19 protein-coding genes and 1 pseudogene are annotated in these 26,425 nt (G+C 71.7%); 10 read left to right on the top strand and 10 right to left on the bottom strand.

Annotated elements, in window-relative coordinates; all coding sequences use genetic code 11:
- The first annotated feature begins 10 nt into the window (after positions 1 to 10).
- A complete protein-coding gene (locus tag ACQPZW_RS35750; protein WP_433790415.1) occupies positions 11 to 310 on the top strand; it encodes a hypothetical protein in 300 nt (99 codons plus the stop codon).
- A 406-nt stretch (positions 311 to 716) separates the two neighbouring features.
- Here the strand turns inward: ACQPZW_RS35750 and ACQPZW_RS35745 are convergent, their stop codons facing one another.
- From ACQPZW_RS35745 to ACQPZW_RS35735, 3 genes are all read right to left on the bottom strand, one after another.
- Complete coding sequence (locus tag ACQPZW_RS35745; protein WP_433790414.1) at positions 717 to 1,820, bottom strand: glycerophosphodiester phosphodiesterase; 1,104 nt, start codon at positions 1,818 to 1,820, stop codon at positions 717 to 719.
- A gap of 414 nt (positions 1,821 to 2,234) precedes the next feature.
- The gene (locus ACQPZW_RS35740) at positions 2,235 to 5,072 is read right to left on the bottom strand and encodes a DUF6493 family protein (RefSeq protein ID WP_433790413.1); all 2,838 of its coding nucleotides are present in this window, start codon (positions 5,070 to 5,072) and stop codon (positions 2,235 to 2,237) included.
- A gap of 33 nt (positions 5,073 to 5,105) precedes the next feature.
- Entirely contained in the window at positions 5,106 to 8,054 is a 2,949-nt protein-coding gene (locus ACQPZW_RS35735; RefSeq protein ID WP_433790412.1) for a glycine--tRNA ligase, read from the bottom strand.
- A 45-nt stretch (positions 8,055 to 8,099) separates the two neighbouring features.
- On the opposite strand from ACQPZW_RS35735, the gene ACQPZW_RS35730 reads away from it, so the two are divergent.
- Both ACQPZW_RS35730 and ACQPZW_RS35725 read left to right on the top strand, forming a co-directional pair.
- Positions 8,100 to 8,846 carry an acyl-CoA dehydrogenase family protein gene (locus tag ACQPZW_RS35730; protein WP_433790411.1) on the top strand — a complete coding sequence of 249 codons (747 nt, stop codon included), beginning with the start codon at positions 8,100 to 8,102 and terminating at the stop codon, positions 8,844 to 8,846.
- Positions 8,798 to 9,241 carry an acyl-CoA dehydrogenase family protein gene (locus ACQPZW_RS35725; protein WP_433790410.1) on the top strand — a complete coding sequence of 148 codons (444 nt, stop codon included), beginning with the start codon at positions 8,798 to 8,800 and terminating at the stop codon, positions 9,239 to 9,241. Before ACQPZW_RS35730 ends, ACQPZW_RS35725 begins: the two co-directional genes overlap by 49 nt.
- Positions 9,242 to 9,409: 168 nt before the next feature.
- Here ACQPZW_RS35725 and ACQPZW_RS35720 read toward each other — a convergent pair whose 3' ends face one another.
- The gene (locus ACQPZW_RS35720) at positions 9,410 to 10,195 is read right to left on the bottom strand and encodes a hypothetical protein (protein WP_433790409.1); all 786 of its coding nucleotides are present in this window, start codon (positions 10,193 to 10,195) and stop codon (positions 9,410 to 9,412) included.
- Positions 10,196 to 10,325: 130 nt separating this feature from the next.
- Entirely contained in the window at positions 10,326 to 11,849 is a 1,524-nt protein-coding gene (locus ACQPZW_RS35715; RefSeq protein WP_433790408.1) for a diguanylate cyclase domain-containing protein, read from the bottom strand.
- Between the two features lie 97 nt (positions 11,850 to 11,946).
- On the opposite strand from ACQPZW_RS35715, the gene ACQPZW_RS35710 reads away from it, so the two are divergent.
- Positions 11,947 to 12,612 carry an HAD family hydrolase gene (locus ACQPZW_RS35710; RefSeq protein WP_433790407.1) on the top strand — a complete coding sequence of 222 codons (666 nt, stop codon included), beginning with the start codon at positions 11,947 to 11,949 and terminating at the stop codon, positions 12,610 to 12,612.
- Between the two features lie 10 nt (positions 12,613 to 12,622).
- Here ACQPZW_RS35710 and ACQPZW_RS35705 read toward each other — a convergent pair whose 3' ends face one another.
- Positions 12,623 to 13,069: a sigma factor-like helix-turn-helix DNA-binding protein gene (locus tag ACQPZW_RS35705; RefSeq protein ID WP_433797721.1), complete on the bottom strand. Its 447-nt coding sequence runs from the start codon at positions 13,067 to 13,069 to the stop codon at positions 12,623 to 12,625.
- Positions 13,070 to 13,363: 294 nt separating this feature from the next.
- On the opposite strand from ACQPZW_RS35705, the gene ACQPZW_RS35700 reads away from it, so the two are divergent.
- Positions 13,364 to 15,136 (top strand): glycoside hydrolase family 6 protein, encoded by a 1,773-nt coding sequence (locus ACQPZW_RS35700; RefSeq protein ID WP_433790406.1) that lies wholly within the window; start codon positions 13,364 to 13,366, stop codon positions 15,134 to 15,136.
- A gap of 89 nt (positions 15,137 to 15,225) precedes the next feature.
- Positions 15,226 to 15,846 carry a PH domain-containing protein gene (locus ACQPZW_RS35695; RefSeq protein WP_433790405.1) on the top strand — a complete coding sequence of 207 codons (621 nt, stop codon included), beginning with the start codon at positions 15,226 to 15,228 and terminating at the stop codon, positions 15,844 to 15,846.
- Here ACQPZW_RS35695 and ACQPZW_RS35690 read toward each other — a convergent pair.
- Positions 15,822 to 16,448 carry a DUF3455 domain-containing protein gene (locus ACQPZW_RS35690; RefSeq protein ID WP_433790404.1) on the bottom strand — a complete coding sequence of 209 codons (627 nt, stop codon included), beginning with the start codon at positions 16,446 to 16,448 and terminating at the stop codon, positions 15,822 to 15,824. The two genes, ACQPZW_RS35695 and ACQPZW_RS35690, sit on opposite strands and share 25 nt — an antisense overlap.
- A 100-nt stretch (positions 16,449 to 16,548) precedes the next feature.
- Positions 16,549 to 17,340: a hypothetical protein gene (locus ACQPZW_RS35685; RefSeq protein ID WP_433790403.1), complete on the bottom strand. Its 792-nt coding sequence runs from the start codon at positions 17,338 to 17,340 to the stop codon at positions 16,549 to 16,551.
- A gap of 382 nt (positions 17,341 to 17,722) precedes the next feature.
- Here ACQPZW_RS35685 and ACQPZW_RS35680 point away from each other — a divergent pair, with 382 nt between their 5' ends.
- From ACQPZW_RS35680 to ACQPZW_RS35670, 3 genes are read left to right on the top strand one after another with little or no spacing between them, the layout of a single operon-like run.
- Positions 17,723 to 19,558, top strand: coding sequence for a translation initiation factor III (locus ACQPZW_RS35680; protein WP_433790402.1), 1,836 nt, complete (start codon positions 17,723 to 17,725; stop codon positions 19,556 to 19,558).
- On the top strand, positions 19,555 to 21,030 hold the full coding sequence (locus ACQPZW_RS35675; protein ID WP_433790401.1) for an NADH-ubiquinone oxidoreductase-F iron-sulfur binding region domain-containing protein: 1,476 nt from the start codon (positions 19,555 to 19,557) through the stop codon (positions 21,028 to 21,030). Before ACQPZW_RS35680 ends, ACQPZW_RS35675 begins: the two co-directional genes overlap by 4 nt.
- A gap of 26 nt (positions 21,031 to 21,056) precedes the next feature.
- Positions 21,057 to 21,608, top strand: a complete 552-nt coding sequence (locus ACQPZW_RS35670; protein WP_433790400.1) for a TlpA family protein disulfide reductase — start codon at positions 21,057 to 21,059, stop codon at positions 21,606 to 21,608.
- A 20-nt stretch (positions 21,609 to 21,628) separates the two neighbouring features.
- Here ACQPZW_RS35670 and ACQPZW_RS35665 read toward each other — a convergent pair whose 3' ends face one another.
- A complete protein-coding gene (locus tag ACQPZW_RS35665; protein WP_433790399.1) occupies positions 21,629 to 21,874 on the bottom strand; it encodes a PspC domain-containing protein in 246 nt (81 codons plus the stop codon).
- 190 nt (positions 21,875 to 22,064) lie between these two features.
- On the opposite strand from ACQPZW_RS35665, the gene ACQPZW_RS35660 reads away from it, so the two are divergent.
- Entirely contained in the window at positions 22,065 to 23,867 is a 1,803-nt protein-coding gene (locus ACQPZW_RS35660; protein WP_433790398.1) for a serine/threonine protein kinase, read from the top strand.
- A 61-nt stretch (positions 23,868 to 23,928) separates the two neighbouring features.
- Here the strand turns inward: ACQPZW_RS35660 and ACQPZW_RS35655 are convergent.
- Positions 23,929 to 26,372 (bottom strand): annotated as a pseudogene (locus tag ACQPZW_RS35655) (Tex family protein).
- Positions 26,373 to 26,425 lie beyond the last annotated feature (53 nt).

Here is a 26,425-nt window from a genome sequence, read left to right as displayed (position 1 = left end):
AGGGCCAACCGTGCACAACCTCGGATTCGCCCTGGACGGCGCCTGGCAGGTCCTTCTCGCCGGGCTCGCCCTCGGCGCCGGCCTGCCCATCGTGTTCGCCCTCGGCATCCGCTCCCTCGCCTGGGGCGCCGGAGCCACCACCGTGAGCGACACCCCCGGCCCGGTCCGGCCGCTCGGCACGATCCTCGGCTACACCCTGTTCGCGGTGGTCGTCGTCGGCGTGCTGCTCGGCCTCACCTTCATCGTGGCCAGCGGGTTCGGATACAAGCTCGACTTCACCCACGTGTACCCGACGCTCATCGAGAAATAGGGTCCGCGTTCGGATTCGCGTTCGCGGGAGGGGCCGGCGCCGTTCAGGCTGCCGGTCCCTCCCATTCTGTACGGTCCGCGCCTCCCTCGACCGCAGCCGCGGGGTACCGCGGCTACGACGCGACGCGCGCCGGTGGGCCCGCCCACCAGCGCGCCTTTCGGGCGGAAGCCGACGGTCACCGCCCTACGCCGCCCCGCACCCACAGTCGCCCTCGCGCTGCTTCGCCCCGCGCCGCCCCGCCCCGCGCCGCCCCGCGCCGCTCTGCATGACCCCGCGTCGCGTCGCCCCGCTTCACTCGTGCTGCGTCGCCTCGCTTCGCTTGTGCCGCGTTGTTCCGCTTCGCTCGTGGTGCGTCGTCCCGCTTCGCCCGTGCTGCGCTCCCCACGAGCGGCCGGGCCGGCGCTGATCAGACCAGCGAGCGGGCGAGCACGCCGATGTCAGGGTTGTCGGTGAACAGGCCGTCGATGCCGGTGCGCAGGAACGTCACCTGCTCGTCGATCGACCTACCGTAGGCGGTGGCGTCCGCGCCGACCCGCAGTTCGGTGGGCAGGAACGAGTTCTCCGCGCGGAAGGTGTAGGGAATCACCTTGATCCCCGCGGCGTGGGCATCGGCGACCAGGCTCGTCGGAGCACCGAGCGTCCCGTCCGGCTTGCGCGGGATGATCTGCCCCTTCTCCGGGCCGATACCGTCGACGAAGCCCGACAGCTCCTTGAGACCGGTGGGGGACAGGTAGTCGGCGTACGTCCGCGGGTCGTTGAACGGTGTCCCGGCCGCGCTGCTCAGGAAGACCAGCGGCACCTCGACCCGGTGGTCGTCGGCGAGGTCGCGCAGGTTCGCCGCCTCGAACGACTGGATGAACACCTTGGCGCCCCGCTTGTCCAGACCGTTGCGGCGCAGCGTCCGGACCAGCGGCTTCTCCAGTTCGAGCCCGATGCTCCGGAAGAAGGTCGGGTGCTTCGTCTCCGGGAAGACGCCCAGATCGCGGCCCAGTTCCTTGGAGAGCCGCTTACGCAGGTCGAGCATCTCCTGGAAGGTCGGCACCTCGAAGTAGCCGTCGTACACCGTGTTCTGCTGTCGGATCGCCGGGATCCGCTCGGTGGCGCGCAGCGTCTTCAGCTCGGCGAGGGTGAAGTCCTGCGTCCACCAGCCGGTGACGCTGACCCCGTCGAGGACGACAGTGCGCTTGCGGGCGGCGAACTCCGGCCGGGACGCGACATCGGTGGTGCCTCCGATCTCCGGCTCGTGCCGGCACACCAGGACGCCGTCCTTGGTGATCACCAGGTCCGGCTCCAGGTAGTCGGCGCCCAGTCGCGCGGCCAGCTCGTACGACGCGAGGGTGTGCTCGGGCCGGTAGCCGGAGGCGCCCCGGTGGCCCACCACCAGCGGCTTCGTCCGGGCCCCGCCGTGCCCGTGCCCACCGGCCCAGGCGGGTGCGGAAGCGGCCCCGGCCAGCGCCGGAGCAGCGGCGGCGACAGCGCCGAAGCGCAGCACCTGACGGCGATCTGCCACGTCTTCCTCCAGAGTGCTCGGATCCGGCGATCATCACCGGACGTCCGCACAGAGTCGACGCGACCGAACCGACCCCCAGGCGACGTTCCCGTGGCGTTTCCGCGAACGAGGGATCAATGGTCACTCCCCGGCCCCGCTCCGCAGCCCACTCCGGTGCGCCACCTCTGCCCGCTCCACCGGTTGCCCGCGACGACACGTCGGGTTGCCGGTGCGTGGGTGGGCGGTCGGCGGGCGCGGATGGTCGTGGGTGGCTGGCCAGCCGGTCGGGGTGCGTGTGCGTGTGCGGCCGGCGGCGCGGATGGTCGTGGGTGGGTGGCGGGCGCGGGTGTGGTCGGCCGGTCGGGTTGCCGGTGGGTGCGTGGCCCGTCGACCGTCGTCCGGGTGGTGTGCCACTGGCCGGTACCCCGGTCGTCCTCAGTGGGTGAGCGTGGCCAGGAGGCGTTTCGCCTCGCGGACCAGGCGTGTCCCGCCCCCTCGGGCGGCCACGTCGGCCAGGCCGGGAACGGTGTCGCGGGCGTCGACGGCGGAGGCGGCGCGGGTGCCGAGCTCGAGCAGGTCGGGCAGCCCGCGGGGGACGGCCGGCAGCAGCGGTGGCAGCGCTGCCAGGAGCACCTGCCAGACGGTTGCGGACGCGCCCGCCTGCCGAGCGTCACGCAGAGCCGGCACCACCCGGGCCAGTTTGACGGTGCCGTCCGCGGCCAGATCGCCCAGCTCGGCGCCGAGCGCCGCGGCGAACGGCTCACTGCCCGCGGCGAAACCCAGGAAGGCGTCGACGGCCGCGATCCGGTCGGCCTCGTAACGGGCGGCCAGACCGTACGCCAGCGCGAGCACGGTCGCCGGCCCGATCGGCCCGCTCATGTCGGCGAGCAGGGGCAGCAGGCCGGCGTCGCGACCGTCCTGATCGGCCAGCGCGGCCAGGTCGGGCAGCGCCCACGCCGCCACGGCCTCACGGTGATGCGGCAGCACCATCGCGAGGACGTCCGGCTGGAAGTTGGTGGTCACGTGGTACTCCGGGCGGGACCGCGGCGTGAGGCCGACCAGCGCGTCCTCGAGGATGATCCGGTCGCCGCCGGCCCGGCCGGACTCCAGGGAGGCGACGACCCGGCGGGCGACGACCTGGCCTGCGGAGTCGCGGCTGTGCTGCTCGAAGCGGGCGCTGACCGGATCAGGCATCCCGCCGGCCCGGAGCCAGCCGGCCACGAGCTCGCCCGACGGGAGTTTCATCGTCTCGGCCCGCGCGAGCACCTCCGCGTCGATGTCGCGGCTCACCCGGATCATCGCCTGCTGCAGGTCGAGCGGCCAGGGGTCCACCCCCGCCTCCTCGTAGCGGGCGAGCCGGCCGACCAGAGCACCGGCGTCGATGCCGCCGGTGACGTCGGTCGGGGTGGCGAGCAGCACCGGAACCGGCGCCTGCACGACCTGCACCGCCGCCTCCGCGACCCGGAGACTGAGGATGCCGGACGGGGTGCCGACCATCGACCGGGCCGTTCCACCGCCGATGTCGGCGAGGTTCCACCGGACGGCGTTGCGCAGTCGTTCCCGCATGACGTGGCCGCGCTCCCGGCCGAGCCGGGCGGCGATCACCTCGCCCAGGAAGGGGAAACGCCCCCACCGGTCGCCGAAGACACCCGGATGCCGGTCGAGGACCGGTGCCAGCGCCTCCGCGAAACCCTCCGGCGGCAGCGTGATCAGCGCCGCCAGGATCCGTTCCCACCGCACCGCCGCCGGATCCTGGATCAGCGCGGTCACCTCCTCCGCCAGCTCGGCGGCGCTTCCGATCGCCCCGGGCAGCGCCGCCGGAGCCGACCGCAGCGGCGGCAGCCACTGCCCCAGCCGGCCCGCCTCCTCCGGCCCCGCCCCCTCCACCCCCAGCCGGTCAAGCTGACCCGGTAGGTCCGGCGGCGTCAGTGGGTCGTGCTGACCCGGTAGATCCGACAGCTCCAGCGGGCCGAGCTGATCCGGTAGCGCTGTCGGCCCCGGCGACGAAGGATGTCCCGGCCGCAGCGACGGCTCCGGTGGCGCCGGGACGTCCGGCCCGCCGGCGATCCGCGGCCTCACGATGGGCGTCGTGGCGGCTGCCGCGCTGCTTCCGTTGGCGGTCATGGCGCCGGGGACGGTGGTCACGGCGGCAGCGGCGGCGGCCACCCGGGCCCCCACGTCGGCCGGTGCGTGTGCCAGGTGACGGGCCGCCACGGTGACCGCCCGCTCCTGGATGTCCAGCGACTGATGATCGAACGCGGCCGCGACCGTGGCCAGGATCTCGCCCGCATGGTCCGGTGAGCGGCGAGCCGTCTCGTCCAGCCAGGTCAGCGCCGTTTTCACCAGGACCTTCTCCTTGCGGGCGAGGACGCCGGCACCGGCCTCGAGCACCGTCGGGATCTCCAGCAGGCCGTGCTCGCCGAGGTCACGCAACGCGGCCAGGGCCGTCCGGGCGACCGGTGACGGCGCGTCACCGGCCAGCCGGGCGTAGCTCGTGGCGTGCCGGGACAGCTCGGCGGGAGTGGGCGCGAGGGCCTCGTGCAGCTGCGTGAACGGCCGCAGAGCACCCGGCCGGTCACCCCGGGCCAGCCGGTCGACGGTCGCGTCGACGATCGCCCGGCGCTCCAGCCGGCCCTCGGCGACGAGACGCGCGATCGCCGCGGGAAACGACGTCTCCCGGTCGTCGAAGTCGGCCGACGGCAACTCGCTGCCGAGCCCGTCGATCTCGAACACCGACGGCAGCAGCAGGTCGAGCCAGGGGCTGCCGCGGAGGGCGTCGGTGAGCGGCACGCTCCACGAGTGCTCCCGGACCGCCGCCACCCAGCCATGGACCACGCCCTCGGTGACCGGTGGCTCGGCATCACCCTCGAGCAGCAGCGCCTCGACGAACCGCCAGTCGTCGCCCCAGGCATCGCGGCGCAGCCCGCGGGCCAGCCGGACGCCGAGGTCGCCGATCCAGGGCACCTGCCGGGCCCGCGCGATCCGGAGGAAGTGGCCGGCCGCGATGTCACGCCAGCCGCGCATGCCCCGGCGCTGGAGGAGGGTGGCCGCCCGGGCGGCGGTGGGCACGCAGGCGATCACCAGGAGCGCGAACAGGCCGGCCGGATCGAACGAGCGGGCCCACCACTCGCCGGATCCACTGCGGACACGCCGCTCCACCTCACCGGCGAACGCCAGCCGCTCCTGCTCGGTCGCGTCGAGCAGGAGCGTCGTCAGCGCGGCGCTGTCGGTCCGGCGAAACGGCTCGTCGAGCCCGTCCCAGGTGAGTGCCATGAGGTCACCCTAGGAGCGGGGTACGACAGGAAATCACATCCGCAGGTGGTCCCAGTCGAGCAGCCCGGTGCCGAGGTCGCGGACCGTCGCGAGCAGACCCAGCCGGGCCGCCCGCAGCACCGGGTCCTCGTCCATCACGAACACCTCGTCGAAGAACCGTCCGACCGGATCGACCAGTGGCCGTACGGCGGTCACGAACCCGGTCACGTCGGAGAACCCGGAGACCGAGGTCACGGCCTCGTGCAGGGCCACTTCGGCGGGCTCCTTGAGAACCGCCGGGTCGTAACCGGCCACCGTGCCCGCGGGTACGATCCGGCGCGCCCGCTGGATGGCCGCCGCGACCGCCCGGAACCCGGGGTCGGTCACCGCCGTGCCCAGCTGCGCCAGCAGGACGTCGACGAGTGCCGGCCGACCCGCGTGCGGCAGGACCGCGCGTACCCGGTCGACCGGCTGTCCCTCCTCGACGAGCAGTTGCTCCAGCCGCCGGGCCAGGAACTCCCGGCTGTCGGCGAGAACCTGTTCGGGCACCGGCACCGGCTGCTCCGCCAGCGACAGTCCGTCGAAGAGGTCGAACCCCGCCAGCGCGGGGGTGGCGCGGTGCACCGCGAGCAGGCCGAGCACCGCCCGCCGTACCGCGAAGGGGTCGCTCGACCCGGTCGGCAGCCCGACCGTCGCGGCGAGACCGGCGACCAGGTCGAGCCGGTCGGCCAGGGACAGCACGGCGCCGGGCACCGAGGCGGGCAGGGCGTCGCCGGTGTTGCGGGGCAGTTCGGCCTCGTAGACGGCCTGCGCCACCGGCCGGTCCTCGCCGGCGTGCAGCGCGTAGTCGCGTGCCATCACCCCGGCCAGGCTGGTCATCTCCGTGACCAGCTGCGACCCGAGGTCGAATTTGACCAGCTCAGCCGCCCTCTTTAGAACAGGTGAACCAAATTCGAGGCGCTCGGCGATAGAGAGTGCAAGGGCCTCGATCCTCCGAGCCCGGTCAGCCATCGAGCCGAGTCTGTCGGTGAAGGTGAGGCGGTCCAGGTGGGCTTTCATCTCCGCGAGCGACTTCTCGCGGTCCGCGCGGTAGAAGAACGCCGCGTCCTCGTAACGGGCCCGCAGCACTCCCTCGTTGCCGGCCCGCACCAACTCCACGTCGACCGGCCCGTTGGCCACGGTGACGAAGAGGGGGAGCAGCGCGCCGTCCTCGTCGCGCACCGGCAGGTAACGCTGATGCTTGCGCATCACCGTGGTGAGCACCGCGTCCGGGAGCGACAGGTAGCTCTCGTCGAAGGTGCCGAGCAGCGGCAGCGGCTGTTCGACCAGGTCGGTGATCTGGTCGATGAGCGCGGCCTCGCCCGCCACGTCGATCTTCCCGTCCGGGTAGACGAGGTCCTGGGCGCCGATGACGATCAGCTCACGGCGGTCCTCGAAGTCGGCGACGATCCCGTTCACCCCGAGGGTCTCCAGGAAGGTCTCGGCCGACGCGATCTCGGCGACCGGCGGCTCGGCGGTGCGCAGCAGCCGGGTCCGGCGGCCGGCGGCGAGGGTGGAGACGGCCACCGGCACCACGTCGTCGCCCCAGAGGGCGGTCAGCCAGCGGACCGGCCGGCTGAAGGCGAGCTTCGGGTCGTTCCACCGCATGTTCTTGGCCGCGCGCAGACCGGTGACGACCTGCGCGAGCACGTCGGCGAGCACGGCAGGCGCGGCGCGTCCGGCTTCGTGCTTCTTGACGACCACATGGGGTACGCCACCGACCTCCTCCGTCTCGACATCGGCGAGAGCGACGCCCTGCCCGCGGGCGAAACCCTCGAGGGCTCTGGTCGGTGCGCCGTCCGGTCCGTAGGCCTGCTGAGTCTTGGGGCCCTTGACCGTGCGGACGTGGTCCTCCTCGCGGGCCGCGACCGCCGGGACGACGGCGATGATCCGGCGCGGTGTGCCGAAGACACGCACGTCGCCGTGGCCGAGCCGGGTGGCCGCGAGCCCGTCGGTGAGCAGCCGCGCGACCTGGTCGCGGGCGGAGCGTGCCTCGGCCGGGGGCAGTTCCTCGGCGCCGATCTCGAAGACCAGGGTGCGTTCGCCGTCGCCGGTCTGGACCGTGGCGGCCGGGCGGGCCGGCGCGAGCGGGTCGACGGTGCCGAGGGGGAGGCCCAGTTCGCTGCGACGGTCGATCCAGAGCCGGGCCACGTCACCGGCGAGCCGCCGCATCCGGGCGAACTCGGCGGCCCGCTCGGCGGTGGAGACCGCGCCACGCGAATCGAGGACGTTGAAGGCCTGCGAGCACTTCAGGACGTACGAGTGAGCCGGCACCGGAAGTCCGATGTCGATCAGGCGCTGGGCCTCGGTGGCGTAGATCTCGAGCAGGCGGCGGTTGGCGTCGATGTCGGCGTCGTCGAGGTAGTAGCGCGACATCTCGTACTCGGACTGGCCGAAGACCTCGCCGTAACTGACCCCCGGTGCGTACTCGATCTCCTTGAAGTGGGTCTTCTCCTGCAGCGCCATGATGATCCGCTCGATGCCGTAGGTGATCTCCACGCTGACCGGATCGAGGTTGACGCCGCCCACCTGCTGGAAGTAGGTGAACTGGGTGATCTCCAGCCCGTCCAGCCAGACCTCCCAGCCCAGACCCCACGCGCCGACGGCCGGGGCGGCCCAGTTGTCCTCGACGAACCGGACGTCGTGGGCGGCCACATCGATGCCGATGGCGGCCAGGCTGCCGAGGTAGAGCTCCTGCGGGTTGCCGGGGTCGGGCTTGAGGATCACCTGGAGCTGGGTGTGGGTCTGCAGCCGGTTCGGGTTCTCGCCGTAACGGGAGTCGTCCGGCCGGACCGACGGCTCGGTGTAGACGACACGCCACGGCTCCGGCCCGAGCACCCGCAGGAGAGTCGCCGGGTTGAGTGTTCCGGCGCCGACCTCGGTGTTCATCGGCTGGACCACCAGGCAGCCCTGATCTGTCCAATACGCGGTCAACCGGGTCAGCGCGTCCTGCATGGTGAGCATGGGTCCGAAGTCTAGGTGGGCCCCGATGGGGGTAGGTACGCAAATATGCTCGTCGGAGATCTTTACGCCTTTCAGGACCTCCTAACGGATGAGGAGGCCGCGACCGTCCACCGGGTTCGTGACTTCCTCTCCGCCGAGGTCGCGCCGATCGCCAATGAATACTGGGCGCGGGCCGAGTTCCCGTCCCACCTGATCAAGCAGTTCGCCGGGCTGGGTCTGGCCGGTGTGGAGCGCTCGTCGTTGATGGACGGCTGGCTGGCGCTGGAGATGGGTCGTGCCGACGCTTCGATGGCCACCTTCTACGGGGTGCACGCGGGCCTCGCCATGGGCAGCATCCAGGAGTGCGGCTCCCCGGAGCAGAAGGAGCGCTGGCTGCCGGCGATGGCGTCGTTCGACCGGATCGGGGCGTTCGCGTTGACCGAGCCGACCGGCGGCTCCGACGTGGCGGCCGGGTTGCGCACCACCGCACGGCGCGAGGGCGACACCTGGGTGCTCGACGGGCGCAAGCGCTGGATCGGCAACGCCACCTTCGCCGACCTGATCGTGGTGTGGGCGCGCGACGAGGCGGACGATCAGGTCAAGGGCTTCGTGGTGGAGAAAGACGCGCCCGGGTTCACCGCCACCAGGATCGAGAACAAGATCGCCCTGCGGATCGTGCAGAACGCGGATATCGAGCTGACCGGGTCCGGGTGCCGGAGTCCGACCGGCTGCAGTTGGGCCACTCGTTCAAGGACACCGCGCGGGTGCTGCGGGCGACGCGGGCGGGTGTGGCCTGGCAGGCGGTCGGCGTGATGATCGCCGCCTACGAGATCGCGCTGCGCTACGCCGGGGAGCGCGAGCAGTTCGGCCGTCCGATCGCGAAGTTCCAGCTCGTCCAGGACCTGCTGGTGCGGATGGCCGGCAACGTGACCGCGTCCCTGGGGATGTGCGTGCGGCTGGCCCAGCTGCAGGACGCCGGCGTCTACAAGGACGAGCACTCGGCTCTGGCCAAGGCCTACTGCACCACCCGGATGCGTGAGGTGGTCGGCTGGGCCCGGGAGCTTCTGGCCGGCAACGGCATCGTCCTGGACTACGACATCGGCCGCTTCGTGGCGGATGCCGAGGCCCTGTACTCCTACGAGGGCACCCGCGAGATCAACACCCTGATCGTGGGCCGGGCCATCACCGGCCACGGAGCCTTCGTCTGAGCGGAAGACGACGGCCGTCGGGGAGCCGGGGCCCGGTAGGCGGAAGGCCGGGCGCGGCAGGCGGGAGGCCGGGCGGGGCAGGTCGGGGCCGGGTGCGGCAGGGCGGGGGCGGGCGGAGCGAGCGGTGGCCGCCCGGGATCAGGCGGGGCGGGCCACCGCCCTCGACGGTCAGACGTATTGACGTTCGATGTGCTGCTGGGTGGCGCTGAACGCGAGGTTGCAGGAGGTGAGCTCCTTGTCGTCGGCCGCCGGCCCGCTGGTCCACTCCAGGTGGAAGTGGCCGCGGGTGAGTCCGGGGTTCAGCTCGAACCGGGTCGGGCCCTCGCCGTCGGGGAAGTCACGCCAGCCGGGGGCGCCCGCCGTGTAGGTGTTCGCCGGATCGGCGGTGAATCCGATCCGGCCGCCCGACCCGGGGCGCAGGCACTCGCGGGTCAGCTCGACCTTGATCGGGCCGGCGGTGACGAACTGGTCCGGGCCCTGAGCGACGCACGCCGGCAGGCAGGACAGCGCGTCGGCCCTCCACGAGTAGAGGAAGCGGTCCACCGGGCGGTCGACGTAGACGTTCAGCGAGTCGGTGCCGTCGGCGGTGATGGCCATCTTCCGGTGCCGGTAGTGGGCGTTGTACTCGCCGCTGACGGTGGCCTTCGTCGTGAAACGGAACTTGCCCGAGCTGCCGGCGTCGGTCGCACCGACGTAGACCTGTTCGTCGGATCCCTTCTTCCGGAAGTGGAACTCCACCCGGCCGGCGTTGCCGGTGGTCCGGCCCTCGATCCCGGCCCAGCCGCTGAGGACGACGTTGCCACCCGGCGTCGTCTCGTCCGGTCCGGCCGCGAACTGCATGCCGGTGTTGATCTCCGTCTTCGGCGGTGGCGGTGGCGCCGCCGCGGCCGGCGCCGAGCCGGCCAGTGTGGCGACCAGCGCGGTGCCGATCGTGAGCAAGCGGGTACTGCCCACCGTGTCCTCCCCGTTGAGTGGTTTCGAGAGTTTCAGCCCGAAAACTACCAGTCCGAGAAGGACCTTTCGCCGCTTCTGATGGGTTGGGGCGCGTCCGCGCGCCGCGGGACCGCCCGAGGACGGTCCCGGCTCAGCTGCCGGCCAGACGAACCCCGCCGCCACCGCGTTTGGCCTGGTACATGTAGGCGTCGGCCTCACGCATGAGGACGGCGAACTCGGTGCCGTGGTCGGGGAAGAGGGCGACCCCGATGCTGGCGCCGATCCGTACCGGCTCGCCTTCGATGTCGAACGGCTCCCGGAGCCGTTCGCAGATCCGGTCGCCGACGCTGATCGCCGCCTTCTCGTCCGGGTCGCCGGTGAGCAGCACCGAGAACTCGTCGCCGCCGAGACGCGCGACCAGGTCGGGCCGCCGGACGACCCCTTGGAGACGCTTGGCGACCAGCTGCAGCAGGACGTCGCCGGCGTGGTGTCCGACAGTGTCGTTGACCTGCTTGAACCCGTTGAGGTCGAGCAGCAGCAGCGCCATCCGGGTGCCGGTGGCGGCGGCAATGTCGACGGCCGCGTGGGCCCGGTCGAGGAGCATCTTGCGGTTGGGCAAGCCGGTCAGCGAGTCGTGGAACGCCTGCTTGGTGAGCTCGTTCATGTGGACCTCGGCGGCCTGCCGCATCCGGGCGCTGTCCATGATCAGCGTGCCCTCGACGGCCAGCTGCTGGGCCAGGATCCGGTCCTGGGCGGTCCAGTCGCGGGGGCCGCTGGAGTCGCCGCACATCACCATGCCGACCGGTCCCTGCGCGGAGAGCAGCGGCATCGCGATGAACGACTGCAGCCCGATCGTCTGGGTGAGCCCGCCGACCCGTACCTTCGCGGTGCTGGCGTCGGCGACGAGCATCGGCTCGCCCTTCTCGGCGCTGTTGCGCCAGACCGGTGACTCCGCGGCCGCCTTGCCGAGCAGGTTGTCGGTGAGCGACCGGTGGATCTCGTCGGAGAAGCCGACGCCGTGCACGTACCGGATCCGCCCTTCGCTGTCGATCAGGTGCATCGCGGCGTGCTCGGTGCGGAACGCCGTGGCGCACGAGCGGGCCAGCAGCTCGGCGGCGGTCTCCACGTTGCCGGCCGACATGCCCTGCTCGAACAGCTCCCGGATGGTGGCGCTGCTGTGCGCCACGAACTGCCGCTGCTTCTCGGCGGCCAGGCCCTGCAGGGTGGTCGCGAAGTGCAGAGCCATCGTCGAGATGGTGTCCAGTTGGAGCTCGTCGAGACGGGTGCCGGTCAGCAGGAGGACACCGACGGTCTGCCCGCCGATGCGCAGGCGGACCGCCATCTGCTCACCGTTGACGACCGGCTTGCCACCCGCCGGGGCGCGGAAGACCTTGCCGGCGACCAGCTGGTCACGCCGGCCGGGCTCGCCCACCCTCGCGCTGACGGTCATCATGCCGGTCTCCGAGTCGAGCTCGAAGACGGTGGCCGCGGTCAGCCCGGCGATCTCCGTCAGGTGCGGCGCCGTCAGGTCCAGCACATGCTGCACCGACGGGGTGTCCTTCGTCATGAACGCCACCAGCTCGGCCAGAATCAGCCCCTGCCGGTCCGGCGTCATGTCCTCGCCGACCCCTTCCAACCCGGGACCGGCTGTGTGCATCTCGCTGCCCACGCTCATGGCCCTAGGGTCGGCACCACGGGGTCCGGCTTGAGCCGCGAACGGCCACTGAGCGGTCGCAAATCGGGTGCGCTCGGGTGCCGTTCATAATCCTCGAATGACGATCAAGGCCTTGATCTTCGACTTCGACGGTCTGCTGATGGACACCGAGACCACTCTGCTGGAGAGTTGGCGAGCCGAATGGCGCCGCCACGGGCACGAACTGAACGAGGCGGTGTTCTTCGCCGATCACGGAGGCGACACCACCGACGAGCAGTATGCGCTGCTCGCGGCTGCGGTCGGGCCGGGTTTCGATCGAGCCGCCAGCCAGGCGCGGCGTACGGCGTACCGTGAGGAAAGACATCGCACGATGGGCCTGATCGCCGGCCTGGACGACTGGCTGGCGGAGGCTGAAGGCCTCGGGTTGCGGCTCGCGGTCGCGAGCAGCTCGGCGCGCGAATGGGTGGCCGGGCATCTCGCGCGGACCGGCGATCTGGACCGCTTCGAGGTCCTGGCCTGCGGCGATGAGGTCGCCGCGCCCAAACCGGACCCGGCGGTCTACCGGCTGGCCCTGGACCGCCTCGGCCTGCCGCCCGAGGCGGCGGTGGCCTTCGAGGACACCCCGCACGGCGTTTCGGCCGCGGTGGCCGCCGGGTTGCGGTGTGTCGCAATTCCCCATTTGTACGCCCACAACGCCCGTTTTGTGCAGGCGGCCCTCCTGCTCCCGTCCGCCCTTGATTCCACCCTCGTCGACCTGCTCGCCCGCCTCGAGCCCGACCGCTAGAAGCTCCCGTTCAGATCGAACCAGCCGCCCGGAGGCTGAATCGGCCGTGGCCGGAGGCTGATCCGGCCGCGACCGGAGGCTGAATCGGCCGCGACCGGAGGCTGATCCGGCCGTGGCCGGAGGCTGATGCGGCCGTGACTGGAGGCTGGATCGGCCGTGACTGGAGGCTGAACCGGCTGTGGCCGAGCGCTGTCGCGCCGCCCACCCCGGGCAGCGCTCGTGCCGCTTCACGGTTTCCCTGGTGCGGCAGGCCGGGCTCTTCGGTTCGTCGGGTGCGGTGAGCTGGTGGGTTCAGCCGTGCGCGGGCCCGGCCGGCCCGGCTGCGGACGGAGGATTCGGTGACGCCGAGAAACGCGGCCGCCTCAGCGTAAAAGACTCCGGACCACAGGCAGAGGGCGACGGCTTCGCGTTCGGTGCGGGGGAGTGCGCGGCCGGTCGGGAACGTCGCCGACGTCACGTCCTCGGCGACCGACCACGAGCCGGTGAGCCGGAAGGCGTGGTTGTACACGGTGCGGGAGTGGCGGTGAAATCGCCGTCCGGCCGGGGGTGTCGGGCTGATCGTCACCACCCACCATGGCCGTGACCGGCCAGGATGTTGCGCCGTGAACTCCCGATTGCCCTGCTGTTTCGGAATGATTGCGCTGGGAGCGCTCCCATGGAATGCTGTCCATATCGGCCAACGATCCCCACCGATGTGTTGCCGACCGTTCCCCGGCGTGCTCCCACGTCGTCCCCGTCTCGAGGAGCCCTCATGAGACCCATCCCCACCCGCGCACGGGCCCTGGCAGCAGCCGCTGCCGTGGGCGTCGTCGCCGCTGGCGGCGCCATCACTGTCGCGACCAGCGCCAGTGCCGCTGCCGGTTGTAGCGTCACCTACTCGGCCAACTCGTGGAGCACCGGCTTCACCGGCAACGTCACCGTCACCAACCTTGGTGACGCCATCTCCGGGGGCTGGCGCCTCACCTGGAACTGGGCCGGCAACCAGCAGATCACCCAGGGCTGGAGCGCCAACATCACCCAGTCCGGGACGGCCGTCACGGCCGCCAACCCGAGCTGGTCGGCGGCGCTGGCCACCAACGGCACGGCGAACTTCGGCTTCAACGCCAACTACTCGGGTACGAACACCGCCCCGGCGTCGTTCTCGCTCAACGGCGTGGTCTGCAACGGCGGAACCACCTCGCCGTCGCCGTCGAACTCGACGTCCCCGTCCACCTCCACCTCGCCGTCCACGTCGACATCCCCCTCGCCGTCGACCTCGGTGACGCCCGGTGTCAAGGTCGACAACCCGTACGCCGGGGCCAAGGGCTATGTGAACCCCGAGTGGAAGGCCAAGGCCGAGTCGGTGTCCGGCGGCAGCCGGGTGTCGAACAACCCGACCGCGGTGTGGATCGACCGGATCGCCGCGATCAACGGCAGCACGGACAGCAGCTCGAACGGGGCGATGGGCGTGCGTGCCCACCTGGACGCGGCTCTGGCGCAGGGTGCCGGCTACATCCAGTTCGTCATCTACAACCTGCCCGGCCGGGACTGCGCGGCGCTCGCCTCCAACGGTGAGCTCGGCCCGAACGACCTGCCGAAGTACAAGACCGACTACATCGACCCGATCGCCGCGATCCAGGCCGACGCGAAGTACCGGAACCTGCGGATCATCAACATCGTCGAGATCGACTCGCTGCCGAACCTGGTCACCAACGTCGGTAGCGCCGCGGGTGCCACGGCGACCTGCGACACGATGAAGGCCAACGGCGGGTATGTGCAGGGCATCGGTTACGCCCTGAGCAAGCTCGGCGGGCTCGCCAACACGTACAACTACGTGGACGCCGCCCACCACGGCTGGATCGGCTGGGACTCGAACTTCGGCCCGACCGCCGACATCATGCTGCAGGCGGCCCAGGCCTCCGGCAACGTGAAGAACGTGCACGGCTTCATCACCAACACGGCCAACTACTCGGCCCTGCGGGAGACCAACTTCACGATCGGCACCACGGTCGGCGGCACCTCGGTGCGCCAGTCGAAGTGGGTGGACTGGAACCAGTACGTCGACGAGCTGACCTTCGCGCAGGCCTTCCGGGCCAAGCTGGTCTCGATCGGCTTCGACTCCGGCATCGGCATGCTGATCGACACCTCCCGCAACGGCTGGGGCGGGTCGGCCCGGCCCACCGGACCGAGCAGCAGCACCAACGTCGACACCTTCGTCAACGACTCGCGCATCGACCGCCGGATCCACGCCGGCAACTGGTGCAACCAGTCCGGCGCCGGTCTGGGCGAGCGTCCCACCGCGGCCCCGGCCGCCGGTATCGACGCCTACGTCTGGGTGAAGCCGCCGGGTGAGTCGGACGGCTCCAGCAAGCTCATCCCGAACAACGAGGGCAAGGGCTTCGACCAGATGTGCGACCCGGCCTACACCGGTAACGCCCGTAACGGCAACAGCCTCTCCGGCGCGCTGCCCGACGCCCCGATCTCGGGCGCCTGGTTCTCCGCCCAGTTCGCGCAGCTGATGGCGAACGCGTACCCCGCTCTCTGAGCGAACCCGCAGTTAGCTGCCGGCCGGTGCCCCGCACCGGCCGGCAGTGCTATTGCAATACAAGTGCATCGTGACCTACCGTGGTGGCCGTGACGAAGGTATGGGGTCTCGCGCGTTTCGTGGTCGTCTACGAGCTGCGGCTCTGGGCGGCGCTGTTCCGCTGGATCCTGCGGCGGCCGATCCCGGTCGAGCCGGGCACCCGGCGATTCGGGTACATCGGCGCGGTCAAGATGATCCTCATCGCGTTCATCGTCGTCTCCGCGATCGAGATCCCGATCCTGGAGCTGATGATCCCCTGGGAGCCGGTCGCGAACGTCCTGCTCTTCGCCGGCGTCTACGGCCTGATCTGGATGATCGGCCTCTACGCCACCATCGTCGTGCATCCCCACCTGGTCGGGGAGTCCGGGTTGCGCATCCGCAACAGCCTCACCCTCGACGTCGGCATCGCCTGGGACCGGATCGCCGCGATCGACGTGCGCCGCCGGTCGATGCCGCCGGGCGGCCAGACCCAGCTCGAGGACGGCGTGCTCTCCCTCGGTATGGCCGGTCAGACCAGCATCGACGTGCGCCTTACCGAGCCCCTGGTGCTCGCCGTCCGCAAGGCCAAGGGGCAGCCCGCGTCCACCGTCCGCTTCCACGCCGACGATCCGGAGGCCCTGGTCGAGGCAGCCCGCGAGTTCCTGGCTCAGGCCGCGACGAAGAACCGGTAGACCGCGCGGTACGGGGCGGAGACCGTCCCGCCCGTGCACGGGCCGGCCGGCGCCAGCCCGCCGACCGTGTCGATCCGCTGGATCCAGGTCACCTTGGCGAACGTGCCGGTCCCCCGGGTGGTCTTCGCCCGGATCCGCAGCTGTTGGATGCTGCCCGGATGCTCGGACGCCACCCGTACGACGCCCTGCGGGTCACCCTCCAGCAGTGAGCCGTCCTGGTCCGACTGCCAGCTCGGGCCACGGAAGTGCAGGACGCTCACCCGCTTGACCGGGCGCACCGTGACGCCGGTCAGCGAGGCGGCCGGCTCCAGCAGCGCCCAGGCGCCGGAGCGGCACTCGTAGACCTGCACACCCCGGGCCTTGAGCACGGCGTGCAGCACGTGGCCGGGCGGTGGGGCCAGTTCGTCGGGCACCCGGGGGTCGACGCCGTATCCGTCGGACGGCGCGGCGGGCGCCGGAGCGGCGGCCGGGACACGGTCGGTCCCGGCGAACGAGACGCCGGCGGGCACGGCCACCGAGACGACGGCCAGGGCGCCGAACGCGGCGGCGACCCTGGTGCGACGGTGGGCGAACGAGCGTACGGCAGACGGGCGCTGAGCCACGGAGTCCTCCCCTATGGACGGTGACGCTGCGCCATCACGCTAAACGGCACAGCGTCACTTCCCGCCCGTCATGCGGGTATTTCACCCGGAGGAAGTGCTCCTATCGGCGCGGTGGCATCCCGTAGAAGCCGGTCGGCAGGCTCTGCTCCTCGACCTGGACCACCTTGGCCCGCATGCGCAACCGGATCAGCAGCAGCACGCCGAGGAACACGCAGATGCCGCCGATGATCAGACCGGGCCCGAGCAGTGAGGTCTGCTGGGCGACCAGGGCGGTCTCGGCGTCGCCCGCGTCCGGGACGATCGCCGCCCCGCCGTCGTCGCCGGCGTCGTCGTTCTCGGCGTCCTCCTCCTCGGCGGCGCCCTGCGTCTCCGACGGCTCGGGCGACGGGCTCGGGGCGCGCTGCCCGCGAACCGCCGACGACGCGCCCGCGGTGGTCAGCAGCGTCTCCTGCTCGTCGAAGGCCTGCGCCTCGAACCGCACGTCACCGCCGTCCGGGCCGTCGAACGAGACCTGCCAGCGGCCCGTCACCGTGCGGCCCCGGCACAGCGTGCCCGGGTCGAGCGCCTCGTCGATGATCGTGGTGGTGTCGCCGTCGGTGCTGGTGCTCGTGTCGAACTCGCCGTCCTCCTCGACCCGGGTCACCCGCAACTGGCCGGCGTCGACCTCCGAGCGCACGATCAGCACCCAGCGGACCTTGCGGCACCGGCGGCTCTCCGACGTGACGACGGCGGTCACCGTCTCCGCGGACCGGGCCGCGGTGAACGTGTCCGGCGCCGTCACGCGCACGCTGAATCCCGGCACGTCGGCGGCGGCCGGCGCGGCTCCGAACGGCGCACTCAGCACCGCGCCCGCGACGACCGCGCCGGCGAGCGCGGTGATCCGGTGACGCATGACGGTCCCCCTTTCCACGGCCTGCCCTCGATTCGTCATCACTACTTAGTTCGCCTGCCGGGAGAGAATGGTTCACCGGGTGGCCCGCGTCACTCCTCCCGGAATCCTTATTTTTTCCTTACGCGGGCAACGTTTCCGTTATTCGTGCAGCTCAGCGGGCCTGCGCGGAACGTAGTGGCCCGGCTACGCAAAATTTTGAGCGAGCGTTCATCCGAACCCGCCCCCGGCACGTAATCCGGGGAGGACACGGACCGGAGCACGCAGGGGAAAGCACCGCCGAGGACCGGGTCCAGCAACAGCGCTTGAGCGCGGGGCGTTCCCCACGGACGCCGGCGTCCCACCGCCCACGGGACGTGACCGCACCAAGGAAAACGAGGAGTCCATGGCCCGCTCGAAGAACAACAAGGCAACCGCTCCCCGCGTGGCGGCGGTCGACGTCGGATCCACCGGCACCCGTCCGGCGTCGAGATCAGCCGTGGCCATGCTCATTCTGAGCATCCTGGCCGCGCTGTGGGCAGTGGCGATGATGACCGCTCCGGGTCGCGTCGCGTACTACTACTTCTTCGCCTACGCCGACTACTACGTCGGCGTCATCAGCCTGGTGTCGCTGTCCGTCACGATCATGGTCGGTCTGGTCGCCACCGACCGGCTCGTCCTCAGCGTCCGTCAGCGGGTGCTGTTGCAATCCGCGCACCGCACCACCGGTGTGATCGCGGTCGGCGCGCTCTTCCTGCACGTCTGGACGAAGTACGCCAAGGACTTCATCGGCCTGATCGACATCTTCGTGCCGTTCCTCACCGACGGCCTGAACAAGTGGTACATCGGCTTCGGCACGATCTCCGCCTGGATCATGGTGCTGGTCATGTGGTCCGGCATCGCCCGTGCCCGGTTCATCGGCCGCGGCAGGCCGTGGATGTGGCGAGGTGTGCACTCCATCTCGTACCTGATGTGGCCGATCGCCCTGACCCACGGCCTCTCCGCCGGCCGGACAGCGGCCACCTGGGTCACCGTGAGCTACGTCGTCTGCGTGCTCGGTGTGGTCGTCGGTCTCGCCGTGCGTCTGTCGGTGAGCCTCAACCGGCGCAAGGACTTCGCCTCACCGGCCGGTGTCGGCGCGGTCAAGCCGCAGGAGACCGGGACGCTGCTGCCCACCGCGTCGGCCCCGATCCGCCGTGCGTCGCGTCAGCCGGCGGTCGACCTGCTTGCCCCGGCCGGCGCCGAGCCCACCACGATGGCGCCGCCGGCCTGGAACCAGCCGACCGGAGCCCCGTCCGCGGGTCCGTCCGTGCCGGTCTGGAACCAGCCGGCCGCGCCGCAGGCGGCTCGTCCGGTCAGCCCGGCGCCCATTCCCGTGGCCCGTCCGGTCAGCCCGGCCCCCGCTCCGGTGGAGGACGACTACCCGCCCCGCCGCCGGCCCGAGCTGGAGGCGCCCGCGCCCCGGCCGCGCCGGGCCGTCGAGGACGACGAGCGCTACGACACCCAGACCCGGATGTCGCGGCGTGACCTCGAGGACGAGCGCTACCGGTACGACGACGAGCCCGCCCCGCGCACCCGCGGCGCCCGATCGGAGATGTACGACGACGGCCGTGGACGTGGCCGCCGGTTCGAGGACGACGAGCCGGCCCCGCGCCCGCGCCGCCGTGACGACGTGGAGACGACCGGCACGCGGATGCGCCGTGACGACATCGAGTCGACGGGCGCCCGGATGCGCCGTGACGACATCGAGTCCACCGGCACGCGGATGCGCCGTGACGACGTGGAGTCGACCGGCACGCGGATGCGCCGTGACGACATCGAGTCCACCGGCGCCCGGATGCGCCGGTTCGAGGACGACGAGCCCGCCCCGCGGGTGCGGCGCCGCGAGCCGGAGTACGACGAGCGCCCCCGAGGTCGCCGTCGCGCCGAGGACGAGTACGAGGACGCCCCCCGCGTCCGTGGCGGTCGATTCGAGGACGAGCCCACCCCGCTCCCTCGTGGCGAGCGCTACGACGAGCCCCGCTACGAGGAGCCGCCTGCCCGGCGGCCCAGCCGCAGCGAGTTCGTCGACTTCGCGGAAGGGCCCGCCTACCCGGCCGACGACACCCCCACCCTGGTGGACAGCGGCTCCCGCCGGAACCGCCGTGGCGAACCCGGCCGCGGTGCAGGACGCAGGGGCCGGGACGAGGCCGACGACGGCTACTTCTCCCAGCTCCGCGGTGACTCGAGGGACACGAATTGAGCACGGCACAGGTTCCACCGGTCACGGCCATCGGCACGCCCCGCATCACCGCGGGATTCGACGAGTACGGCCGTCTCGACCTCCTGGCCCACCAGGAGGTGCACGGCGGGTTCGCGGCGCTCTCCTCCGGGGAGCTGATCGGCCTCGCCGACCGCATCGAGCTGCGCGGTCGCGGCGGCGCCGGCTTCCCGTTCGCCCGTAAGGTGCGCGCGGTGGTCGACTCCTGCCGCCGTCAGGATCTGCCCCCGGTGATCGTGGTCAACGCCACCGAGGGCGAGCCGCCGTCCTGGAAGGACAAGGCGGTCCTGACCCGGGGCCCGCACCTGATCCTGGACGGCGCGGCGCTGGCCGCCGCCGCCCTGGACGCGGAGGAGATCGTCATCGGCGTCGCCGACGACGGTGTCGGCCAGAACTCCCTCGCGGCCGCGCTGGCCGAGCGGAAGATGCCCTGCCCGACCCGGATCGTCGTGGTCCCGCACCGGTTCATCTCCGGTGAGGGCGGCGCGCTGGTCCGCGGCATCAACGGTGAGGCGCACATCCCGCCCGGCCGTAAGGTCCGGTCCAGCGACAACGGCGTGATGGGCCTGCCCACCCTGCTGTCGAACGCGGAGACGTACTCGCAGCTGGCGATCGCGGCCCGGCTCGGCCCGTGGGAGTACAACTCGGTCGGCATCCCGGAGGAGCCCGGCACGGTCATGCTGACCGTCGGCGGGTCCGCCACCGCGCCGGCCGTGGTCGAGGCGCCCACCGGCACCCCGCTCATGGAGGTGCTCGAGATGTGCGGCGCCGACCTGGGCCCGGGCCTGCTGGTCGGCGGTTACCACGGCAAGTGGGTCACCGCCGAGCAGGCCAAGACCATCAACATCTCCCGCAAGGGGTTCGCGAAGGTCGGCGGCACCCTGGGCGCCGGCATGCTCATCCCGATCGGCTCGAAGACCTGCCCGGTCGGCGAGGTCGCCCAGGTCGTGCAGTACCTGGCCGGCGAGTCGGCGGGTCAGTGCGGCCCGTGCCGGATCGGCCTGCCCGACCTGGCCCGCGCGGTCACCCTGGTGTCGCTCGGCGGCAACGCGGTCGAGCAGGTGCGGCAGGCGGCCGGCATGGTCAAGGGCCGTGGCGCGTGCAGCCACCCGGACGGCTCGTCCCGGTTCGCCCTGTCGGCGCTCGAGGTCTTCCACGAGGACGTCCGGGCGCACGCCAACGGCGAGGGCTGCGGCAAGCAGGTCCGTGGCATCCTGCCGCTGCCCTACACGGCCGAGAAGGGCGCCCGCAAGCTCGCGCTCGACTGGTCACGCTGCGACGGGCACGGCCTGTGCTCGGCGGTCGCCCCGGAGATCATCCGGCTCGACAACAACGGCTTCCCGGCGTTCCCGCAGACGCCGTTGCCGCCGTGGCTCGAGGACGGCGCCCGCAAGGCGGTCAACGTGTGCCCGGCGCTCGCGCTGCGGCTCACCGAGCCCACCCCGTCGAAATGATGCGCGGGTCTCGCGTACCCCGGCTGATGTTGCCCCTCGCCCTGGCTGCCGTGCTCGCGGCAGCCGGGTGCGGGACCACGCCGGACGCGTCCCCGGAGGCGCCGGCGGCCGGACCGTCCCCGGCCGCTGCCGCGCCTCCGGCCTCCGGGGCGGCCACCGCGGAAGCGGTGACCGTCCCGAAGACGCTGACCTTCACCGGGACCACGCTGGCGGGCAAGAAGTTCGACGCCGCGTCGATGGCCGGCAAGCCGGCCATCCTCTGGTTCTGGGCACCCTGGTGCGCGACCTGCGCCAGCGAGGCGCAGTCGCTGTCCGACATCCATGACGAGTACGCCGACCGCCTGGGCATCCTCGGGATAGCGAGCCTCGGCAGTGTCCCGGAGATGGACGACTTCGTCGCCGACTTCGAGCTCGCCAAGATGCCGCACCTCAACGACAAGGCCGGCAAGCTGTGGAAGAGGTTCGGCATCGTCCAGCAGAGCTGGTACGTGATGCTGGACCGCACCGGCAAGGTCGCGTACAAGGGCTACCTCGACGACCTGCAGCTGACCGAGAAGGTCCGGGAGCTGACCGCCTGAGCGGCCGGCCCCGGAGAGGGTCAGAAGGTCGTCGGAGTGGGGGCCTGCCAGGCCGGCTTCTCCGACGGCATCAGGAGCCAGGCGATCGGGTAGACCAGGATCTGGCTGCCCGGGATGACGAAGAGGATCAGCACGAACAGCATCCGGGCGATCCACGGGTCGATGCCGAACCGGCGGCCGAGGCCAGCGCACACGCCGGCGATCATCCGGCCGTCCAGCGGGCGGACCAGGCCCTGACGGGCGAGCGAGTCGTGCACGGCGTTCATGAGGGGATCCCTGCCTTCACTCGTGGTGAGATGATGACTCCATGGTGTCGCCGGACGGGGCCCTCCCACATCGGGCATGGCCCGGATCCTCGTATCGGGGATCTCCATGAGGCCGCCACCTGTCGGGAGAGAGACACGGCCCTATACAGTGCGAGCGCATACGTAAGGGGGCGCTCCGGGGGGCAGCGGAATGGTCGACGGCACATCGCCGGGTGAGCGGACACAGCCGCTGCGCACGGGCGATCCGCAGACCCTCGGCGACTATCGACTCCTCGGGCGGCTCGGCGAGGGCGGGATGGGCACGGTCTATCTGGCCCGTACCACCGCCGGGGTGCTGGTCGCGGTCAAGATGGTGCGCGCCGACCTGGCCCACGACGACGAGTTCCGGCGGCGGTTCCGCAGCGAGGTCAACCGGGCCCGGCAGGTGCCGCCGTTCTGCACCGCCGAGGTGCTCGACGCCGACCCCGACCACGAGTCGCCCTACCTCGTCGTCGAGTATGTCGACGGACCCACCCTGGCCGACGTGGTCGAGCAGCGTGGGCCGCTGACCAGCGCCAACCTGCACGGCGTGGCGATCGGGGTGGCGACCGCGCTCACCGCGATCCACGGCGCCGGGGTGATCCACCGTGATCTCAAGCCGCGCAACGTGCTGCTGGCGCCGGGCAGCCCCAAGGTGATCGACTTCGGGATCGCCCGGGCCATGGAGGCGACCAGCGCCAACACGCGTACCGACCAGATGGTCGGCACGGTGGCGTACATGGCGCCGGAGAGGTTCTCCTCGGACGAGGACACCCCGCTCACCCCGGCCGCGGACGTGTTCGCCTGGGGCAGCGTGGTGGCGTACGCGGGGACCGGGCAGACCCCGTTCTTCGCCGACTCGCCGCCGGCCATGGCGGCCCGCATCCTCACCCAGCCGCCCCGGCTCGACGGGCTGAGCGGCCCGCTGCGCGAGCTGGTGGCCCACGCCCTCGAGAAGGACCCGGCCGACCGGCCCAGCTCACGCGAGCTGCTCGACCTGCTGATCTCGGGCAAGCAGCGGCCGGCCGCCACCGCCGCGGCGTTCGCCGACCAGCCCGACCTACGCGTCGCCGCGACCGAGGCGCAGGCCGTCACCGGGGTCGCCGCCGACCCGTCGGTGAGCCTGCCGACCCTGTCGATCCCGCCGGGGATGGTCGGCTACGACGAGAACTCGATCGTCACGGTGCCGATCTCCGCCCCACCGGCCGACACGATGACCGGCGCGTCGTCGCCCACGCCCCGTCAGGGTCGTCGCTGGGCGATGCCGGCGCTGCTCGCGGTCTTCGTGACGGCCCTCGTGGCCGGTGCCGTGCTGGTGGCCCTGGAGTTGCGCAACGACGGCCGCGGCCGGGCCGGGGACGGGCGCACCACGTCGCCCGCGCCGTCGGTCACCGTCCCCGGCCAGGCCGGGCCGCGCCTGCAGGACAGCCTGCGGCGGCCGTCGCTGTGGAGCGCCAAGGACCAGCCGGACGAGCAGGCGAGCTGCTATTTCGCCGACGCACTGGTGGCCCGCCGGGAGCGCTCCGGCACCTACAAGTGCCGGGGGCCGCTCGACGAGATCCCGGCCGACATGCGCATCGAGGTGACGGTCCGGCTGAACACCACGGACAGCTGCGCGGCGATCTGGTTCCGCAACAACGGCCAGGTCGGCTACCAGGCCCGGATCTGCGAGCGCAACATCTACATCGGCCTGCACAACAAGGACGGCGACGGCAAGATCGCCGTGCACAAGACGATCCCGCTGGGGGACGCGCCGATCGCCCTGCACGGCGACGGCGCCCGGATCGGGCTGATCGCCAAGGGCGACAAGGTCGAGGTGTACCGGGACGGCGCGCTCGTCGACACCGCCCCGCTCACCCGCCCGGAGCTCCAGGAGGGGCGGGTGCTGCTCGGCGTCTACAACGAGCGGGACGCGCCGGACGTCGGGCCGTACGAGGTGGCGTACACCGACCTCAAGATCTGGGACGTCAGGTAGCGGTTTCGGCGTTCGCCGTTTCGGACAGCGGGAAGCCGGAGGCCTCCCGCTGTCCGTCCGGTCAGTCGCGGGTCAGGCCGGCCCGGCGCAGTGCGTCGGCCATGGCGCTGTTACCGAAGCTGTTCCCGCCACCGCCACCGCCACCGCCCTGCCCGCCGCGCTGTCCGCCGCCCTGCCGGGCTGGCGCTGGCCGCCCTGGCCGCCGCCGCGCTGTCCGCCCTGCCCTCCACCGCCGCCCTGGCCGCCGCCTTGACGCTGGCCGCCACCGCCGCCCTGGCCGCCGCCTTGACGTTGGCCGCCGCCCTGCCCGCGGTCCTCCCGCGGCTGCCGGCCCCGGTTCGGCTCGTCGCTCAGGCGCATGGTCAGCGAGATCCGCTTACGGACCGGGTCGACCTCCAGGACACGGACCTTCACCACGTCACCGGACTTGACCACCTCACGCGGGTCCTGCACGAACTTGTCGGAGAGCGCCGACACGTGCACGAGACCGTCCTGGTGCACACCGATGTCGACGAAGGCACCGAACGCGGCCACGTTCGTCACCTGGCCCTCCAGCACCATGCCCGGCTTCAGGTCGGCGATCTTCTCGACGCCCTCGGCGAAGGTTGCCGTGGTGAACGCCGGCCGCGGGTCACGGCCCGGCTTCTCCAGCTCCTTGAGAATGTCGGTGATGGTCGGCAGGCCGACCGCGTCGGTGACGAACTTGTCCGGCCGGATGCCCTTCAGCAGCGGGCTGTTGCCGATCAGCGTCTTCACGTCCGACCCGGCGTCCGCCGCGATGGTCCGGACCAGGGGGTACGACTCCGGGTGCACGCTGGAGAAGTCGAGCGGGTCCTCGCCGTCGCGGATCCGGAGGAAGCCGGCGCACTGCTCGAACGCCTTCGGGCCGAGCCGGGCCACGTTCTTGATCTCCTTGCGGTTCCGGAACGGGCCGTTGGAGTCGCGGTGCATCACGATGTTCTCGGCGAGGCCGGCGGTGATCCCGGAGACCCGGGTCAGCAGCGGGGCGGAGGCGGTGTTGATGTCCACGCCCACACCGTTCACACAGTCCTCGACCACCGCGTCCAGCGAGCGGGCCAGCTTCACCTCGGACAGGTCGTGCTGGTACTGGCCGACACCGATCGACTTCGGGTCGATCTTCACCAGCTCGGCCAGCGGGTCCTGCAGGCGCCGGGCGATCGACACCGCGCCGCGCAGCGACACGTCCATGCCGGGCAGCTCCTGCGAGGCGTACGCCGACGCGGAGTAGACCGACGCGCCCGCCTCCGAGACGACCACCTTGGTCAGCTTGGCGTCCGGGTGCTTCTTGATCAGCTCGGTGGCCAGCTTGTCGGTCTCCCGCGACGCGGTGCCGTTGCCGATCGCGATCAGCTCGACATTGTGCTTCGACGCCAGCGCGGCCAGCCGGTGGATCGACTCGTCCCACTTGTTCTGCGGGACATGCGGGTAGATCACGTCGGTGGCGACGCACTTGCCGGTCGCGTCCACGACGGCGACCTTCACCCCGGTCCGGAAACCGGGATCGAGACCCATGGTGGTACGGGTGCCGGCCGGCGCCGCGAGCAGCAGGTCACGCAGGTTGGCCGCGAAGACGCGCACCGCCTCGTCCTCGGCCGCCTCCCGCAGCCGGACCCGCAGGTCGGCGCCGAGGTGGATGAGGATCCGCGTCCGCCAGGCCCAGCGGACCGTGTCGACCAGCCACTTGTCGCCGGGCCGGCCGTGGTCGCTGATCCCGTTGCGCCCGGCGATGCGGCCCTCGAAGTAGCCCTCGTCCTCCTCCGGGTGCGGCTCCATGGTGAGGTCGAGGACATCCTCCTTCTCACCGCGCAGCATCGCCAGGATGCGGTGCGACGGCAGCTTCGAGTACGGCTCGGCGAAGTCGAAGTAGTCGGAGAACTTCGCCCCGTCGGTCTGCTTGCCGTCGCGCACCTTGGCGACCAGCCGGCCGCGCGTCCACATCTGCTCACGGAGCTCACCGATCAGGTCGGCGTCCTCGGCGAACCGCTCGATCAGGATCGCCCGTGCGCCGTCCAGGGCGGCCTGCGGATCAGCGACACCCTTCTCGGCGTCCACGAACGCCGCTGCGGCCGCTTTCGGGTCGACCGTGGGGTCGCCCAGCAGGCCGTCGGCGAGCGGCTCCAGGCCCGCCTCACGGGCGATCATCGCCTTGGTCCGCCGCTTCGGCTTGAACGGGAGGTAGATGTCCTCCAGGCGAGCCTTCGTGTCGGCCTCGAGGATCTGCTGCTCCAGGGCGTCGTCGAGCTTGCCCTGGGAGCGGATCGACTCCAGCACCGCGGCCCGCCGGTCCTCCAGCTCCCGCAGATAACCCAGGCGCTCCTCGAGGGTGCGCAGCTGGGCGTCGTCGAGCATGCCGGTCACCTCCTTGCGGTAGCGGGCGATGAACGGCACCGTGGCCCCGCCGTCGAGCAGCTCGACCGCGGCGGTGACCTGCCCTTCCCGTACCCCGAGCTCCGAGGCGATGCGCTGATGGATAGCTGTCGTCACGTCGACGATTGTTACCGAGCCCGCCCCGTCGTGTCGCGCCACCCCGCTCTGTC

The sequence above is a fragment of the Actinoplanes sp. CA-252034 genome (genome assembly GCF_050956125.1).
Classification (GTDB): domain Bacteria; phylum Actinomycetota; class Actinomycetes; order Mycobacteriales; family Micromonosporaceae; genus Actinoplanes.
This window is presented reverse-complemented; position numbering and strand designations above follow the sequence as displayed.